This is a genomic window from Paenibacillus sp. cl6col, assembly GCF_900102125.1.
In the GTDB taxonomy this organism is placed as follows: Bacteria; Bacillota; Bacilli; order Paenibacillales; family Paenibacillaceae; genus Paenibacillus_B; species Paenibacillus_B suaedae.
In genome coordinates this window covers 109,607-129,839 of the sequence record NZ_FNAZ01000011.1, presented here as the reverse complement: position 1 = coordinate 129,839, position 20,233 = coordinate 109,607, and the positions used below count along the sequence as shown (strand labels likewise).

The 20,233-nt window shown below is 43.2% G+C and carries 8 protein-coding genes; all 8 read left to right on the top strand.

The window, feature by feature from the left end; translation table 11 throughout:
* The first annotated feature begins 404 nt into the window (after nt 1-404).
* Entirely contained in the window at nt 405-4,421 is a 4,017-nt protein-coding gene (locus tag BLS15_RS24030; RefSeq protein ID WP_090514137.1) for an S-layer homology domain-containing protein, read from the top strand.
* Between the two features lie 613 nt (nt 4,422-5,034).
* Entirely contained in the window at nt 5,035-8,073 is a 3,039-nt protein-coding gene (locus BLS15_RS24025; protein ID WP_028533400.1) for an Ig-like domain-containing domain, read from the top strand.
* 149 nt (nt 8,074-8,222) lie between these two features.
* Nucleotides 8,223-10,802: a hypothetical protein gene (locus BLS15_RS24020; RefSeq protein ID WP_090514134.1), complete on the top strand. Its 2,580-nt coding sequence runs from the start codon at nt 8,223-8,225 to the stop codon at nt 10,800-10,802.
* 64 nt (nt 10,803-10,866) lie between these two features.
* Complete coding sequence (locus BLS15_RS24015) at nt 10,867-11,418, top strand: hypothetical protein (protein WP_021257139.1); 552 nt, start codon at nt 10,867-10,869, stop codon at nt 11,416-11,418.
* Nucleotides 11,419-11,522: 104 nt separating this feature from the next.
* On the top strand, nt 11,523-11,786 hold the full coding sequence (locus BLS15_RS24010; RefSeq protein ID WP_021257138.1) for an alpha/beta-type small acid-soluble spore protein: 264 nt from the start codon (nt 11,523-11,525) through the stop codon (nt 11,784-11,786).
* A gap of 159 nt (nt 11,787-11,945) precedes the next feature.
* Nucleotides 11,946-13,145 (top strand): methionine adenosyltransferase, encoded by a 1,200-nt coding sequence (metK, locus tag BLS15_RS24005; RefSeq protein ID WP_005544758.1) that lies wholly within the window; start codon nt 11,946-11,948, stop codon nt 13,143-13,145.
* Between the two features lie 163 nt (nt 13,146-13,308).
* Complete coding sequence (locus tag BLS15_RS24000) at nt 13,309-17,259, top strand: Ig-like domain-containing protein (protein WP_254777400.1); 3,951 nt, start codon at nt 13,309-13,311, stop codon at nt 17,257-17,259.
* A 223-nt stretch (nt 17,260-17,482) separates the two neighbouring features.
* Nucleotides 17,483-20,215, top strand: a complete 2,733-nt coding sequence (locus tag BLS15_RS23995; protein WP_021257135.1) for a stalk domain-containing protein — start codon at nt 17,483-17,485, stop codon at nt 20,213-20,215.
* The last annotated feature ends 18 nt before the right edge of the window (nt 20,216-20,233 follow it).

Sequence of the window (20,233 nt, the reverse complement as noted above, 5' to 3'; positions counted from 1 at the left end):
CTTCTATTGAGTTAATTTTCTTATTTCTTAACAACCTCATATTTAGTAAACCATTGAAGTGTGAAACTATTCAATTCAACTACTTCGCTATTCCCTTTTAAAAACACCTCAAAAAGAACCTCTACAAGTATCTTGTAAGTAGGTCTGTTAGATCTTTTTTTTATCATCTGTAAGTGCTCAATAATTGCCCTCAGGGTGTGCCTCTTAACTAAAGTCCTCTGAGAGTTCTACTTCCGTGAGCACCACAGTAAGTGTCCTTTCTCTTCTCTTTGTCTGTTATCAATACTAACTTCGGAGTTTTGACTAAAATTTAGGACGAAATTAGCCGATAACAGAAATAACAAGTAAGAACGAGCCGATGGAGGCAACTCAACTACGGTTCTATAATAAGGAGGCTATTAGCGTTGAAGAAACTGGTATCCATACTGTTGACGCTCGCGCTTGTCGTTACGCTTATCCCGGCATCTCTCGGTACAGCAGTATCGACGGCATTCGCAGCAAGCGCCAACCACTTCGTATTTCCGAATGAACAGTATTCTCCTACATCTGCACGTATAACAAATAGTGAACGTGTGACGCTAGAAGGAACATTGAATGGCGTTAACGGAAATTCGATCTCTTATAGCGTGTACAAACTGAATAAAAATCCTGATCCAACCGCGACGGATAAATATTTAGTGGATCAGAACGACAAACGTGAAGGCCAAACAGCTAACATTATGATCAATGGTTCGAAAATCCAATTGTATAATTTGCAGTTGTATCCTGGATTGAACCAAGTTACATTCAAAGGCTTGCAAGGCATGTCGGATGTGTATGACTCCATCTTCATCGAGTATCGCAATGGTCCAACGATGTACGACATGTCCGTATCCTTGGATGGGAATGTGTATAACTTAAAAGAAGATGAATCGACAATTGTTTACTCCGATGCTTCCCAAGGAAAAAAATCGGTGAACGTCAGCATCTCGGGTAAAGCACCGAATGCGGATAAGGTACAAATCGAAGTGAACGGGCGCAGCTGGTCCTTCGGTGTATCCAAAAGCAATGACTGGACGTTCTTTGCTTCTCCAATTGCCATTGAGCAAGGGCGGAACTTAGTTAAGATTAAAGTATTTAACGGTACACAATCGGTTGAAACAACAAGAGAAGTAGCATTCTTCAATGGTGATGTAACGTTCCACGATGTACACATGAAGGAAACTGGCGGAACAACAAAATATGATTTATCGCAAAGTCCTACGATTACTGCCTCAACTGACGGTGTAATTTATGGTCGCGTTCTTATTCCTTACGATGCAACCAAAGCGAAGCCGACTAGCGTGGGTGTCGCATATGAAATGATTGAAACGGGCAGCGGTAACAAAACAAACGGAAATGCAACGAACGTGGTTGAGGTTTCCTCGAATCCGAAATTTGTGGAGTACTCATTTGAAATATCAGGCGCTGTCAAAAAAAATGAGCGTACCAACCTAACATTGACATCGACGAACTATGCTTTGTCTACTCCTTCATTGCAGAGTATGTCTGGATTTTCCGTATTGTTGAAGGATGCGAACCAACCATATATCTACGCAGCTAATTATTTGAGTGGATATAACAACACAATGACGCCAGGGGAAGCTGTGGCGCTGCAAGGCGGAAAGCTGGATGGTGCACAGTTATTCTCCATGCCGGCTGCGATTCAATTTTTAGTTCCTAATGGAAGCAGTCCTAGAATTTCGATTGAATCTGTAACCGACGCATTAGGCAAAAAGCAACCTACGAGTTCGTACAATTTAAATCCTACGATTGTTGCTGAGGACGTAACGGTTCAAAATATCAATGGGGTGCCTACATCGATGAGTCGGGTTGTATACCTGATTGACAAGCTGCCAAGCACAGGGAAACAAACGATAGTGTTTAGCTTGAATGGCTCTAAGGAAACATATACGGCAACAGTTACTCTTTTATATGGACCATATGTGAAATACGACGGTGCATTTGACGGCCAAAAGATTTATACGGACACAACAGATGCTAATCGTCAAGATCAAGTCATGAAAGAATTGCAGGACTTGGCGGGTCAAATCTACAATATTGCCAACGAAGAAGAGCTTAAATACTCAGGGAAAGATCAAACGGTATTTTTCAGTATTAATAATACAACCTTGGAACTGGCTCCAATAAGCGGAACAAACAAAAGTAAGTTCAAATTAGTAAACCAGAAAGACGCCTTTAATGCGTTGTATATGGGAGACAACAAAATCAAATTTGTTTTCCGTTCCCAAAAATCGCATTACGAGAACACAATCACGGTAACGCTCATTCCGACTAACCTGCCGGTTATTCCAGCACCTGAGACAGACGGAATCTATCCATACAGCACAACATATCCAGATCCGAAGCCAAATGACCCTCGCTTTGAGAAAAAAGGCGGCGTTTATCTGACCCGTGAAGCGCAGATGAATGTATACGGTACATTCGACTTTGTTGATCTCGGAAAAAATAAAGCTGAAATTGAAGGAAAGCTTACTAGCTTGCGGGGCAGTGGTACTACAAAAAATGAGCTTCAAAATTATAAATTAGTCATTCAATCGCCTGTATTGAAAAACGACAAAAACCCATTAGGTAAAATCGAGTGGACACTGGAGAATATGTTCACGGACAAAAATGGGGATACGTACAATTCGAGTGCAGTAGTTAACGGAATCTCTGTTTACTACGATAATGATAAACAATACTTTAGCTTTATTATTAAGGGCATAAGTCTTCCGGGTGATGGAACTCCTGTCGCTATGAACATGACTGTATTTAACAGTGGCGAAGGTGGCCCTCGTGCAACATACCGTTTGGAAGTTGTGCCGGTAGATGTGCCTTACACGATTTTGAAGCCAGCGCTTGAAAAGCGAGTGGTTAACCAAAACTTTGTTGAAGTCATTATTGACTCGCCAGGTGCAGAAAAGGTAGTTATTAATAAAATTCCAGCAGAAAAAATTATTTACTACCCAAGCTATGACAAGACACAAAAGCCATACGAAAATGCGTATCGTGCATTTGTCGTAGGACTTAAAGCAAATAAAGACAATAAAATTGAAATTGCCATTTCAAGAGGCAAGGATACCTTCAAAAATACGATTACGGTGAAGTACGTACCTACGTCAATTCCAGGGGCTCAGTATATGGAGCCAATGAAAAAATCACATAAGGTATTTGAAGGAATAGTAAACTTGACGTTCGAAAAAGGTGCTAATCTCGTAAGACGCGACTATAATGTGCCGCAAAACTTCAAAAACCAAGTATTTAGTGGTCACAACCTACTGTTCGCGATTGCGAATTCGTTCGATGGTGAAGTAGATCGCCGTGAATTTGAGTATCAGCCAGCGAACTATGACTTGGCGAAGATAGAAGCAAAGAACATTTTCGAAGCAAGCTTCCCTGAACGCTTTATTAAGGCTGGTCCAGTTATTTGGATGGATCCAGGTCAAGCGGATGACATCAAGACTGAGTCTGTTTATGACCCAATTAAGTATGGTGTTGAGCCTTATCAGTATCCAGGTTCGCCAATTGAGATGTTCTATAAGCGCGACCTGCGCAATGAACTGATCATGTCTAAACCAGGTAAATTAACACTGAGCTATGATAAAAACGTAACTGATGATGGTGGCCGCACTGTGAGTGTTTTCCGTTTTGATTCGGAATTACAGCAATGGGAAAACATTGGCGGTGTTGTAGATTCGAAGAAACATACCGTAACCGTTCCAATTACGCGCTTTGGATACTATGTTGTTGGTAAGATGTCTTACTCTTATCATGATGTGGTACAACATCCATATGCACGTGATTTCATTGAAACGATATTTGCAAAAGGCGTTATGAATCCATTTGATCCATTCTCCATGTTTGGTACAGATATGTATGTATCTCGTGGTGAATTCACTCGTATGATTGTTCGTGCGAAAGAGATGCCATTGAATTATGACGGTAAGAAACATTTCAATGATGTCGTTGTACCGGCGGCTGATAAGATGAATACGATTAATGTGAATCAGCTGTGGGACTTCCGCTATGTAGAGACGGCTGCACGTGATGGTATCGTTCGTGGTGTTTCTCCGAATGAATTTGGTGGGGACTACTCGATTATCCGTCAGGATGCTGCGGTTATGCTTGCGAAAGCATTGAATATGAAGCTTGAGACGAAGCGTGATAAAGTTCGCAAGGATCTGTTGAAGTATTTCCAAGATGCGGATAAGATTGATTACTATGCACAGCCTGCGGTGCTTGCTATCGCGAAGAAAGGCTTTATTACAGGAGTTCCGATTGACCCATCTGATCCGAAGAAGGGTTATGTATTCCAGCCATCTGCGAATATGCTCCGTGGCGACGCTGCTCTCATAATGGCGCGTGCTATGATTGATTTGAAGAAGTTGCCGAAGATGTAACATAGATTCAACGTGTAGATCTTCGGGTAATAAGGAGAGAGCCGATTTTGCGCGGCTCTCTTCCTTTATATAATAGAAGATATTCGTTTTATTAGGATCATTGATCTGGTAAACATGTAATGAATCTACCTATGATCATATTCATGGGTGATCTGTCATTCAGTGGAAAACATTAGCCAGTGACTCCTTCTTAGCTTGGCGCTATACTAGGAGATGTATTCGTTAATGCATACATATAGATGAATTCAAGTATTGCAATATGTATAGCATATCCGTGTATATGCGTTACTGAATGTAATGAGCAAGACATTGTCTGAAATCTGCGAAAAAATTTAAAAATAATTTTCCGTAGAGCGCAACTTTTTCGAAACCTGTGCGTTTAATATGATGAAGCTCGAATACAGTGGTTAATTTAATTATTGTTCCCTGTATTTCACAAAAATATACTTTACGCTAGGCAGTTGACATTGTATAATGTCTAGAGTGGTATGAGCATTTCTATTTATTTTCATTTGTTCCTAATCGATTACTAGTTTCTGTGGCATGTCCTTATGTTGCAGACTTCTTTTTAGATTACATTTCGCTCACTCTGAGGAAGGGGGTGAATCGGCGAATGAGGGAAATGAACTATCAAACTTCTACGCAACAAACTAAACAAACGAAGCAATTTAGAGGAGGAGAAAAAAAGGTTATGAAGAAAAGATTGGCCCTTCTGCTTTCCGTTGCTATGGCGTTCTCTATGTTCGCAAACGTAGCTTTCGGTGCTGACGCAGCTAAAACAACTCAAGAGAAATTTGATGCATTGAAAACTCAAGGTGTATTTAACGGTTATCCAAATGGAGAAGCTGGCCTTGATAAAGACATGACTCGTGCAGAATTCGCGAAAGTACTCGTGAAATTGTTCGGTCTGAAAGAAATCAATGGTACTTATTCTTACAAAGATAAAAACTATGGTGCTAAAAACTGGGCAGCTCCATTCATCGAAGCTGTAACAGCTGAAGGTTTGATGCAAGGTAAAGACTTGGAGAAGAAGTTGTTCGACTTCAACGGCAAAATCACAGTTGAAGAAGCAGCTAAAACTTTGGTTACTGCTTTGAAACTTGAAGAAGTTAAAGACGCTCAAAACAACGCTTCTTCATGGGCTAAAGGTTTCTTCCAAGCGGCAGTTGACGCTGGTTTGTTCTCCAAAGATGCAAACCCTAAAGCGAATGCAACTCGTACTCAATTGGTAGAAGCAGCATATGCAGCTGACGAACTCGTTAAAGGTCCTAAAGTTGCATCTTACAAAGTAATCGACTCCAAAACAGTTGAATTCACAATGACTGACAAAGAAGTTGTGAAAATTACTTTGGAAAAAGCATTGGAAGCTAACAAAGAAACTGAAGTTAAATTCCAATATAAAGGTAAAGAAGTAACAGCTAAAGTTACTTACGCTATTACTTCTGCTCAAAGCGTTAAATCTGTTACAGCTGAAAACTTGAAAGAAGTCGTTGTCGCATTTGACGGTTCTCTCGAGCAAAAGTCTGCTGAGAACAAAAATAACTATGAAGTAAAAGATATGAAGATTGACAGCGTGACAATGGCGAAAGACAAAAACTCTGTCACAATCTTGCTTGAAGAAAATGGTTCCGATTTGAAGAACCAAAAAGAAACTGAAGTGAAAATCAAAAACGTTAAGAACGAAGATGGTTCTAAAACGTTCAACGAAACAAAGAAATTCACTCCAGTTGATGTGAAGACTCCAGAAATCAAAGAAGTTGTTGGTTTGGGAACGAAAGCATTCAAAATCGTATTCTCTGAGCCAGTTAAGCGCGGCGATGCAGTTGCATCTGGCAACTACAAAGTTGACGGTGCAATCGTATCCGGCAGCGTTGACTACATGTATCCAAATGTAGTAATCGTGAAAAAAGACTTGTCCGTTGGCACTCACAAAGTGAGCGCAAGCAACATTGCTGACTTCTTCGGTCTGAAGAGCATTCCAGCAGACAAAGAATTCACGATTGCTGAAGATACATCAGCTCCTGAAATCGTGTCTGCAAAGACAACTGATTTGAATGAGCTTGAGCTTGAATTCAATGAAACAGTTCGTTCCATTGACAAAGTGTACCACAACACTTCCGGTAACACTGGTAAAATTACGTACAAAGATAACAAAGTTAAAGTTGTATTCAGCAACAAAATGTACAACGGCGACAACACGATCTATGTAAAAGGTGCAGTTGATTACAGCGGTAACAAAGCTGACCGTGAAATCAAAGTAAACCCTACATTGGATACAACTCGTCCAGAAATCGTGAAGTTCGAAGTAAAAGAAGTTGGTGCAGTTAACAATCATCAGTTGGTTCTTGAATTCAACAAAAAGCTTGAAAAAGAGTCCGCTGAAAATGTAAGAAACTACACATTGAAAGACAGAGACGGTAAAGTCTTGACAAACAAAGACTTCAATGGTGTAGATAGAGATGGTCATCCAATTTCCAAACCATCTTACGATGAAAAGGATAACAAGGTTACAATCAATTTGAATGCTAAATTGAATAACCAAACAGATTACATTTTGGATGTAACTGGTATCCGTGACACTGCTGCATTGCAAAACACAATGGCACCATGGTCACAAACATTCACAGCTAAGCAAACTTCCAAATCCGGAATCGTTCGTGCTTGGATCACTAAAGAAAGTGGCGAAGAGAACCTGTTCGTTCAGTTCAAAGAAGACATGGCTACTAGTGGAGATGGAGATGTAACGATTAAAGAGAAATACCTCTTTAACGGTAAATCTATCACAGATCATGACATTTCTATGATGACAGGTGACACTGTTCGCATTACTGCTAAAGCAGGTAAACTGGGCATTAAAGATGGAGTTAATGATCTGTCTGTAAGCCAAGTTAAAAATGCTAAAGGCGATTACATCAAGCAAGATAACTCTTACACATTGACGTACAGTGGTACTGTGGCAGAGAAATTTGCAAATCACATTTCCATCAATAGTGTTAAAGCGAATTCCCGTGAAGAAGTTAAAGTTGAGTTTGCAGGAAAAATCAACTATGTAAGTGAAGATGATTTCTCCATCAAAACAGCTAATTCTACTGTTTACTACAAACCTAACGGTTATGAGTTGAGCAATGATGGCACAGTTTTGACACTTAAGTTCACTAATGATGCAATCTTGCCAGCTAGCTTGACAGGTGCTAAGTTGTTTGTACGTGAGAATCCTACTACTGCAGACTTGCTGAATGTTAAAATTCAGACAGGATCTAAAGATGTCGAGAACACTGACGTACGTCCTGAAGCAAATATCAGCTCGTTGACTGTAACAGCTACAGGTGCAACTTATACTGCTTCCATTCCAGTAAATACAAACATCACAGTAAAAGATGCAGCTAAAGCAAAAGAGATTTTCGTTGTGAAAATTAACGGTTCTGATGATGTTAAAGCTACTGTTGGCACAGTTGATGTTAAGAATAATAATGATAATGTACTGACAGTCAACTTTACATTGACAGGTGACAAGAAGCTCACTAAAGAAGATACTGTTCAAATTGAATTGTTGGATCAACAGAACTATGTATACAAAGCTATTGTTGATGCAACAAACCACAATGTTGCTATGAGTGGTTTCTGGGCATCTACACAATTTAAACAGCAATAATATATAAAAAAAGAAAGCCCTTCGGGGCTTTCTTTTTTTATACAAAGCTTACAACAATGTAACCCTCCAACTTGCTGAAAATCGCAACTTTCTCTTATCATTATGCGTTATACTATATATGTAGATTCTACGCATAGGAGGAAAGTAGATTGAAAAGAACAACCGCCATTGCGACAATGTTATCGTTGTCCCTCATTTTAGGGGCGTCAGCCTTCCCAACGGCAAATATTTATGCTGCAAATACAAAAAATGCTACTAAACAACAAAACACAAGCAAGCAAACAAAACCTGCGGCTAAACCGACGCCAGTACATACGCTTAGTGAGTTAAAGCCAATTCGCTTGACTGCTAAAAGTGCAGTTAAGCTGACGGATGTAAACATGTATAAACAAGATGAAAGTAATATTTTGACGTATACGTTAACTTATTATAATAATGATCAGCGCAGCTTGCCGCTTATTGATTACTGGACGAAGGTTCGGACAAAAGGTGGTACGGTGTATTCTAGTGTATTGACTACAAAGGATAAAGAGAAAAAAACAGTACCAGGTTTGTCTGAGATGAGTGTTACCTATTATGCAAAAGTAGCGAAGGGTCTTACCATTAATGATTTATTTTTTGATATCATAAAGTGGGATTTTAGCAAAGCTGGTTTTGAAAACAGATTGGGTTCTTTTCAAATTCCTACATGGATGACTGCATCGACTGTAGTTGGAAAAAGCAGCACAGTACGAATGAATGACATTCCTATAAAAACAAGCATTGATCGAGTAACCTCGATGCTTAATGAAGACATGAATTATGTAAATGTTGCAGTAAATGTAGAAAATTTAGGGTTTAAAGCGTTGGAGAATCCGACTTACAAATACGTAATTAAAACAGCAAGCGGAAGCAGTTACCCTCTTGTACCAGATAGCGCAAGTAAGGAGTATAAGCTGCAGCCTAGCGAGAAAAAGACATTGAATTTCATGACGGCGATTCCTAAGAGTGTCGTTATCAAAAACTTGGAGCTTCAACTACTGACAGAGGATGAGACTGCAAAAATTAATCTGCCTGTAGCAACCTTAAAGTTGCCAGCTTCGAATGCAGCCACTTCTGTTATTCCAGCGAATAAAGAGCAAGTGATAACGATCGACAAGGCAAAGGTAAGCACTAAAATTTTGAACGGTTGGGCAAACCAAAGTTTTGAAGAAAATGATATTACATTGACCTTCCAATTTGAAAATTTATCGAATCGTCCAGTGACGATACCAAAATATGAATTTGTTTTGAAAGGGCCAAACGGATTATCCGTGCCGATCCCCACAAAATCACTAGATAATTTGACATTGAAAGCGATGGAGAAACGACCAATCACATTGAGTGCAATGGTATCAACTGACGTACCTCTTGAACAATTAAAACTTCAACTCAATAAGCCTGGAGATTCCGAACAAAAGGATCCAACGAAGCCCGAAACGAATCAAAAGGACTCGAATTTCAAGTTCCCAGAAGGAACTTATAAATTGCCTGATCTTCAATCCATGCGTAATCAAACGGGAATTGAATACGATGTGCAGCATAGCAAAGGCAACCTTGGAATCACAATAGAGTCTCTACAACGTCTACCTTGGTTAGACGGGGATGTACTGTCAGCAAAATTAAAAATTAAAAACAAAGAAACGAAAACAATTCAATTGCCAGCTTTAGAAGGTGTCTTTAAATTGGATACTTCCGGTGTATCTGGTAAAACACAGGTGATAAGCTCGAATGGTGCTTTAATCATCGGAGCGAGGGAAGTCGTCGATGTATACATCGTAACGAAGGTACCAAGTTATATGGACTTCTCTCAAGTCCAAACGGCGTTAATGGAGAAAATAGGGGAAACGGATAGTGCACCAATCATTCAGTTCACGAATGGAGGCAAGTTAAGCAAATTGCCTGTCGTTGAATTTGGTAAAGTATACAATCTTACTACTCAAGGACGCAAAGCGGATATTGAAGTAAAGAACAGTAAGGTATATGAAGGTGCCGTTGAACAAATCATTTACACGGATCTCGTTATGAAGAGCCAGGAAGAACGTCAGACGATTTTATCTCAAATGGTAGCATACTATCGATCAGATGATGGACGTTACTATAAAGCGAATCTTTCCCAAGTGCAGGGCCCTACGAGTCCGCAAGGATTGAATGTCGTAACGGCATGGGTGAAAGTACCGAAAACGGTTAATAAAACAGATTTGCAGCTTATTATCGGTGAAGGAATTACCGAGAATAAACTGACACCTCCAAAGGGTGAGTCTGATGGATATATCAATGCAGTAGCAATGGATTTGAAAGTCGTACAGCCTACGGTTCAACGAGACTTTGTAAATCTTGATCTATTCCCTTATTCGTTGACTTTATACAATTTCTACGTGACTGCTAACAGATCATCGAACTTGTCTATCGAGTTCTCTTACGATATGGCTCGCCAATTGGAATACAACATGGGAGACTACGGTCATAAGTTAGTCATTGAAATTGTAGATTCAAGTGGCAAGAGGTTTGAAAAAGAGATTGACTTTGTTAAAGAATTTACAGAAGGCAAGAATAAGTCATTCTCAACCTCTATTTCGGACGCATTCTTTGAGAAAATCGAGAACGGTGGCTTCCAGCTAACCTTGTATGATGTATTCGATAAAGAGAAGATCAAGCTAGCTAGCCATGGTAGTGCGTACAACATTAGAAACGCAAAAACAGCGGACTAAAACAATAAAGAAAACTCCCCTCGCAGAGGGGAGTTTTTGGCATAAGAAGTAGGAGGAGGAAAAAATGAACAAATTTACGAAGGTTATTTTATCTACAACATTAATAACAGGGGGGATTGTGGCAGGTTCTATTTTGGGTGTGAATGCATTCGCAGCAGATACAACGCCGGGAACATCTTCAGATCCACTTGTAACGAAGAGTTATGTGGATCAACAAGTTAAATCCCTTATTCAAGCTGAAATGAAGAAAGGCAATACAGGCAATGACACTACGAGCAAGGACAAAGATAACCCGAAGAAGGATCAGCCTGAGGGCGATACAACAAGCAATACGGAACTTAAAGTCGTAACGGTTAAAAGTGGTCAGAAGCTTATTGCTAAGGCTGGAACTGAAGTCATTGTCCGCAACGGAAAGGCTGTCATCACAAGCCCGGATGAGAATGGGGTGCCGGATGTAACGGAAGGCACAGATATCAAGAGCGGACAAGCGGTTGCGACGAACCACTTGTTGTTGTTCCCGCGTGATGGACGCGGTGTGATGCCAGATCCGCAGCAGGAGAATGGTTTAATTGTTATGGTACGCGGGGGCTATTCAGTAGTACAAAAAACTGAGTAATTAACATGAGCTGGCAGGGCGGGCAACATTTCCTGCGGGTGCATCCTCCCAAATGAGGCACAATAATTATCACTGATGCATATATAACGAGGGAGGATATTACCGTGAGCAAAAAAACGTTAGTGCCAGCCAGCAGAGACGCCCTGCACCGTATGAAATATGAGATTGCAGCCGAGTTCGGACTTCCGGTTTCTCATCATGGAGCGCATATTGGAATGGATACAGAGTTCGCTTCCGAACTCGGCAGCGTTCCGGTTCAACATACGACTAGTCATGCTGATTGGGGTAGCTTATCTTCGCGTGATGCTGGTTCGGTAGGCGGAGAAATAACAAAACGTCTCATTGCCACAGCACTGCAGCAAAAATAGGTAATCCAACTTTTGACGCTTTCATTGACATGACCGGACAAATACAGTAATATGATTTTTCGAAGGCTGCTATAACAACCTTTTCCATTCGGGAAAGGTTCATTTTTTGTTTAGGCTGCTCATGGTAGAGCCATATTATAGGTTAGGAGGTCGAGTCCTATGTCATTGAAAGGACGCCACTTGTTTACGTCCGAGTCCGTTACTGAGGGACACCCGGATAAAATATGCGACCAGATTTCGGACGCGGTATTGGACGCCTTTTTGGCGAACGACCCGAATGCTCGGGTTGCATGTGAAGTATCCGTAGCCACGGGATTAGTTCTCGTCATAGGAGAAATCAGCACAAAGGCAGATTATGTTGACATTCCATCTATCGTACGCAACACGATCAAAGATATCGGGTATACGCGCGCGAAGTATGGTTTCGATTATAATACCTGTGCAGTATTGACCTCGCTTAACGAACAATCTCCAGACATTGCTCAGGGGGTTAACGCTGGCATTGAAACACGTACTGAAGATGCCAAGCAAGAAACCGAGAATATCGGTGCAGGCGACCAAGGCTTGATGTTCGGCTTTGCAACGAACGAAACGCCAGAACTTATGCCACTTCCGATCGCATTGTCACACCGTATTGCTCGTCGTTTGTCCGAAGTACGCAAAGACGGCACATTGCCTTACCTTCGTCCAGACGGTAAGACACAAGTGACGATTGAATATGATGGAGATAAGCCAGTACGTGTAGATACGATTGTCGTGTCGACACAGCATGCTGAAGATACAACATTGGAGCAAATCCAACGTGATATCAGAGAGCTGGTTATTACTCCGGTTGTTCCTAGTGAATGGCTCGACGATAAGACGAAGTACTACATCAACCCAACTGGCCGCTTCGTAATCGGTGGACCACAAGGTGATGCAGGTTTGACTGGGCGTAAAATTATCGTGGATACGTACGGCGGATATGCACGCCATGGCGGCGGAGCGTTCTCCGGTAAGGATCCAACGAAGGTTGACCGTTCTGCAGCTTATGCAGCGCGCTATGTTGCGAAGAACATCGTAGCAGCTGGCTTGGCTGACAAATGTGAAATCCAATTGGCTTATGCCATTGGTGTAGCTACTCCAGTATCCATTAACGTGGATACTTACGGAACAGGCAAAGTAAATGAAGAAAAAATTGTTGAACTGATTCAATCTCATTTTGATCTTCGCCCTGCAGGCATTATTAAAATGCTTGATCTGCGCAAACCAATCTACAAGCAGACTGCTGCTTACGGACATTTTGGCCGTACTGATTTGGATTTGCCTTGGGAACGTACAGACAAAGCAGATGCTCTGCGTGAGCAAGCGGGTTTATAATCTAACCCTTTATTATTTGAGCGCTTATACAAGACCTCTTTCTGGGCTATCAGGCTTAGGAGGAGGTCTTTTTTGCGTACCGGTTGTGATGTATCTAAACTATTTCCTCCTTTTTACCGACAAATAGAGTACAACTGTCTTCGGAATGAAAGGAGCATATAGAATGAAGAAATGGATTGCGGCCACAATGGCCTTTGTCCTTTTTTTAGGAGTGTTCGGATGGGGAGGTGTGCCCGAAGTGCACGCAGCTACCCCTCCTGCGATAGTCAGCTCATTGCCAGCTAACGGTGCGCAGGAAGTCTCGATCAATCCATCAAGCATACAATTTACGTTCAACGAAAAAGTATCCATGACGAATGGGTACATTACGGTAACGAACGAAAAAACAGGAGCACAGCAGCGCTTTGCTGAAACAAGTGCGGATGGAGTCGGAAAAATAGCAACAGCTGATAACGTAACATTCCAACTGGAAGGGCTGCAGCCTTTTGAAGCTGGAACAAGATATGTTGTAAAAGTTGATGGAAAGCTCTTTTTGGGCGAAGCCTCTAAAGAACTGTCCACACCTGCAGAATGGGCATTTTCCACTAAATCCCAGCAGGAAGCGGCATCCTTCTCGCCACAAGGCCAAGGAATTGCTTTGCCTGCGGATGCACAAATTACGTTTAACCGTCCTGTCCAAGCGGGCCAAGGCAGCATCAAGATCAATAAGTTCAGTGACAACAGTGTCGTGAAGACAATCGCTGCGAAGGATTTCGTAGTGAATGGACTTACAGCAACGATGAAATTGGATGGATTAGAAGCCGGAACAGCGTACTATGTCACGATGGATGCAGGCGCCTTTTTGGATTTGGATGACGGGACTCCCGTAGCAGGCTTCTCAGGCAAGACGTACTGGAACTTTACAACGACGCCTGGTGTTGATACGAATCCACCAAAAATAACAAAGCGCTCGCTGGATGGGACAGCTGTCCCCCCACAGACACGCTTGGAACTAACATTCGATAAGTCGGTCTATCAAGTAACAGGCAATATTGTGATTAAATCAGATGGACGCCAAGATATTGTGCTCCCTGTTACCTCAGCGATAACGGGAGGCGGCTCTGCGGTTATTCAGTCCACGAATGTTCTGTCTTTAGAACCAAATCGCACATATGTAGTCTCAATACCCAAGGGAGCATTCCGTGATGCTGCTGGAAACCTGATGGAGGCTGCGGAATGGTCGTTCCGTACGCAATCAACGGATACAACCGCGCCAACGATTGTCAGCTTCGATCCATCGTCCGGCAGTGTGACTGTACCGGCGAACAAGACGTTAATTATAACCTTTAGTAAGCCAATTGTGTATACGGGAAAAGGTGTTGACTTGCGACGCAAATCCTACTCCTATACAGAATCAGCCAGCGTATACGTGCGCAATTCGAAGGAGCTGTGGATTTATCCTGCCTCCAGCTTGCAGGAAAACACCGTGTATACGGTCAGCATTGCAAGGGGCGCCGTTAAGGATACAGCCGGCAATGAATTTGCAGGTCTATCTGAATGGTCGTTTTCTACGGCAATTACTGACCGGAATCCGCCAGCAGTAGAAGATGTAACGATGTACAGCAACTCGTTAATTCAAATTCGATATAACAAGACGCTCGACAGCAACGTGAATCCGCCTTCCAACGAATTCACCGTACTAGTGAATAACGAGGAGCGGCGTGTCAGCAGCGCGTATACCTCTAGCAATTATGTCTATGTATCGCTAGAGAGCGGCGTTGCTGTAGGTCAAGACGTCAAGATTAGCTATGCGGCACGCTTCCGCGCGGTGCGTGATACGGTAGGCAATGTAGCTTCCAGCTTTAGCTCCCGTGCGGTAGAGAACAAGGTAGACACGACATTAACGAAGCTGCGAGATGGGTATATTTCCGGTTCTACTTTGTATTTATATTTTACAGATTCTCTGAAAAATGTTTCTTCCTATGCAGACGGTCAATTTACCGTCACATACAATGATTCCACTGTAGGAATTGATAAACTATCGCATAACAGCAGCTCGTCTACCGTGACCTTGTCATTAAACCGTTCGGTATCGAACGGAGATATTGTCAAGGTCAGCTACACACCGGGCAATTATCCACTAGAGGATACCCGTGGCAGCAAGGTAGGAACAATCGATGAATTTTTCGTACGGAACAGCTATGACAATAAGCCGCCGGAACTGAAAGAGGTAACGGTACTTGGAACGAAAATGATTCTGAAGTACAACAAACCGATGGATAAGAACAACATTCCGATGAAGAACCAATTCTCGGTACTCGTGAATGAAAAGGCACGTTACGTCACGAAGGTTGAGATTAAGGAAAATCGAGTGGAACTGACTCTGCAATCGGCGGTATCGAAAACAGATCATGTAACCGTATCGTATGTAAGAGGAAATCCGCCGCTACGCGATTGGAATTACAACTATGCATCCAACTTGAACCTTGTATCTGCTTCGAATTCGACTGATAGCGAAGCTGCGACTGTCCAATCGATAACCTGGAAGTCCCCATCAATCATCTTGACGTTTAACAAGCGGCTTGAATCGATGTCGGCGTCCTATTATCCGCAGTTTCGGGTCACTTCAGGCAATCAGGCGATGAGTATTAAACAAGTAACTGCCAGCGGAACGCAAGTGACGATCGAGTTAATGTACCCGCCAACAGATGGAAGCAACTTAAGTGTGACCTACAATACAGGTTCCAAAGCACTTCAATCAGAGGCCGGAATCGAAATCAAGACATTCTCGAACTTAAAAGTAGGAGCAACGGGCACAGGCACAGGTGGAACAACAGCAGGGTCGCTGGATAGCTACTTTGTAAAAAGCGACAAGGACAGCTCCTTCGGAGACTATGCGTATGTCCTGCTTCAGAATACAGCTCAAATTACTACTGACCGGACAAGCAGCGGAGTAACGGTCAATCGTTATACGCTTGATACTACTAAGGTGAAGACGGCATTTGAGTTTGCTGGCCAATCTTTGGATTCGGATAAGCAGCTTCGATTCGAAGTGCCATCCACAGAAGCGGGCGCGCGGGTCGTAGTGCCGTTAGCAGCTTTTGAAAAGGCATATTCGCGAACCGATGCGATCTGGTTTACCGTGAAGTATAAGGAAGCTGTATACGGAATATCGCTTAATCGCGATACGATGAGCAAGATCATCCAAAGAACGCAAGGATCAATCACGAATTCTTCACTTCTCTTTGAAATCGATTCGGTCAATGAAACAGCGACGATTACGAATGAGCTTGCAAGTGTACAAGCGACAGCAATGGTGAAGGCTTATCAATTCGCGCTGTTCAATGTAGTAAACAATGGCACTGGTAGCGCGCTGAATATCGATACCGTTGTAAAAATGAAGTCTTCCCAGTCAGTAACTGCCAGCCGGGCAGCATTAGTAGAGTGGATGAAGAATTACTCGAAATTAGGATACTTGCCAACCAAGGTGTCTCGAGCAGGATTAGATACCGTAGCCATTACAAACATGGTTGGGACAAAGATTATTCTCTTTACGGTAGGGAAGCAATCCTTCATTGATTTACAGGGACATTGGGCACAAGGGGATGTGACTGCCCTCGTATCCAAAATGATTATGAGTGGACGCAGCACCACCAAGTTCGAGCCGAACAAGCCGATTACGCGTGAGGAATTTGCTGTCTCGATTGCTCGAGCGCTAGGTCTTGAACCAGATAGTGAAGCTGTCAAGCGTTTCCGCGATGTGAATCAAGGAGATATGACCGGAGCCTACATTGGTGCGGCCATCCGTGCAGGTGTAATTACGGGCTTCCCAGATGGAACATTCAAGCCGAAGCAATTTGTGACACGCGAGCAGATTACGCTTATGATGGTTCGTGCTGCACAAGCGGCAGGATATCGGATGTCCGCTGCATCGACAGATGTGCTGAAGTCATTCAAGGACAATAAGGAATTTACACGTGCAGGCGCAACAATCGTGGCACAGGCCGTACAGGATGGACTCATTCAAGGGGTTAGCACGAACCGCTTCCAGCCTAAGGGTTCAGCAACACGTGCACAGGCAGCCATTCTACTAGTTCGATTATTGAAAAAAGTAGATTATATTACGTTGGATTAATAAATAACAAGAAGGAAGTCCTGTCTACTAACGGCGAATAGCCGGGAAGGCAGGGCTTCTTTTGTTTTCATCATGGCTTTGATCAGGGACTATATCGTAAAATCCACCAAATACGTAACAAAATCGCAACTTTTTGTCGATTTTGGTAGTCTATATAATAGTAGAGTTGACACGCGAACATATTGACATTTATACATAATAGGACGAAATGGGAGAGAGACACATGGGCAAATCAAATCAAACTGTCCGCCACATCAACACAAGACGGATGGGGAAAAAGGCGGCAGCAGTCGTGCTATCCAGCGCACTGTTCATTCAGCCTGCATTTGGATGGGGAAACTATGTTTATGCGGATGCACCAATAGATTCGACTAGTGGGGATACATATGCAGCACCATTGAATTCATTGCAAAAGCTCAGCGAAGAGATACTTACCTCAGGTGCTAGATTGGTTACCTACCAATACGCGCTGCAGCGAGGCACGAAAACGTATAAGACTCGAATGAATGTGATTGAGGCCGACTTAAGCAATCCCTATATTAAGCTGGATGTCATGACAGGGAAGGACGGCAAGACAGCTACCGGGAACCCAGTCACGAAGATGACGAAGGAAACTGGGGCAGTTGCTGGTGTAAACGGGGACTATTGGATGATGGGCTCCGACCAAGTTCCAATGGGAGGCTCCATTTCGGACGGAGTCATGATTACAAGCCCTGCAGAGCTGACAGGCATGTATGCCTTTGCCGTCACCAAGAATGGTACGCCTACCATCGATCAGTATCGCTTCACAGGAAATGTGGCCGTGGCGGACGGTCAATCGTTCCCGCTGTCAGGCATCAACAAGATGAAATATGATAAAGAGCCTGGGAAACAGCATAGTCATATCAATGCGATGTACATCTACACAAGCGCTTGGAAAGGAACGAAGCGGCCAAATGATACGACCACAACGCCTACCGAAGTACTTGTACGCAATGGGGTCGTAGAGCAAATCTCTGATATGGGTGCGCTACCAATGGAAGTTCCTGAGGATGGCGTTATTCTGCGTGGACACGGGCAGGCTGCGGAATTCATGCGCCGCACAATGCAGGTAGGCACATCTCTCAAGATTGATTACAAACTGTTGTCTCAGTCGACAGGCCAATCCGTAGATCCGTCCTCCTTCCAAATGATGATAAGCGGTCATACGATGCTCGTTGAGAACGGCAAGGCATCCAGCTTCACGCGTGATACGAGTGGCATTAGCGGCAGTGGTGTAACAGCTCGTACAGCAGTCGGCTACTCGAAGGATGGTCGTTACGCTTACATCGTAACAGCTGAATCGAACAGTGTAAGCTCGGGCTTTACATTGAAGGAATTCCAGCAGGCGCTTGTACAGGCAGGTATCTGGAAAGCGGTAAACCTGGACGGCGGTGGTTCCACAACGATGACGAATCGGCCATTAGGCGATTTCGATACGAAGCTGACACATGAAACCAAAGAAGGAGGTAACAATGTCCGTTCTGTTGTCAACGGTCTTGGTGTGTTCACGACAGCTCCAGCAGGCAAAGTGAAGGGCATGACCCTAAGTGGAGAAAAAACGCTATTTATCGGGCAGCGTGCAACATACAGCATGAAGGCCTATGATGAGCATTACAATCCGGTAGATGCTTCTAACTTAGATGTGAAATGGAGCGCTGCGGACGGCAAGATGAAGTGGGATAAGGATGCATTCGTCGCTCAATCCTCAGGCAAGGCTACCATTGTAGCTACATCCGGAGGAGCGAAAACGACTGCAGAGGTAACGATCATCGGAGCGAAGGACTTATCAAGCCTGCAAATCGCTACCGGCTCAGCTCCACTAAGTGCCGGCGCAAGTGTTCCTGTTCCCGTGAAGGCTACCTTGCTGAATGGCAATCAGGCGACAGTACCTTCATCTGCTGTGAAATGGGAGATTCGCGGCTTCAACGGTAAGGTTGAGGATGGCGTGCTTAAAGTGAATTCGATCCCAGAAGGAACGAAGATTGGCTATGCCATTGCAAGCTATGATGGCTTGAGAACAATGATACCTCTGACACTTGGATCGGAGAAATTAATAGAGAATTTCAATCAAACAAATATGGGTGTCTCCTTCTCTGGATTGCCGAAGGGCAGCACGAAGGGGCAAGTCAGCATCGAAGGCGGATTTGGCGGCCGCGGTGCGAATGACAAAGTATTGAAGCTGTCCTATGATATGAATGCGGGCGGCAGCGCTGATAAGTTTGCCTATGCAGAATTGAATGGTTCTACAGGCATGGAACTTCCTAATGGCACTAGCGGTCTGAAGTTCGACGTCTATGGAGACAAGAGCTTTACCAATTTGCGACTAGAGATCCATGACGCGAATAAGAAAATTCACTATGTAAATGTAGTAGAATCGATAAATTGGGAAGGTTGGAAGACGGTAGAAGCGGATTTATCGTCATTGGGTATTTCTTATCCGGCTAAGCTGAAACGAATGTATTTGGTTAACTTCAAGGAAGATCAGGACGAACGTGCAACAGAAGGAACAGTTGCATTTGATAACCTGATCGCACAGCTTCCTGCTGGTTCATCGGATATTTTCCCTACAGCTACAATGAATTTGACTGTGAACAGCAAGTCTTCCAAGGTGAACGGTACTGTGAAGAACCTGGATGTAGCACCTATCGTGCTGAACGGTTCTACCTACGTTCCGGTACGAGTTGTGCTTGATGCATTTGGGGGCGAAGCACTCTGGAATGGTCCAGCGCAGACGGTCACGATTATGCGCGGTGAACGTTTCCTTGAAATGATCGTGAACCAAAAAGCATTCGTTCGCAACGGCTCTCGACTTGCATCGGATGTCGCACCTATTATTCGACAAGGTCGGACTTTAGTCCCGCTTCGCTTTGTATCGGAACAATTAGGCCTAACTGTAAAATGGGAGCAAAATACGAAGTCCATTACCATCCATTGATGTGGTATCATTAAGGTT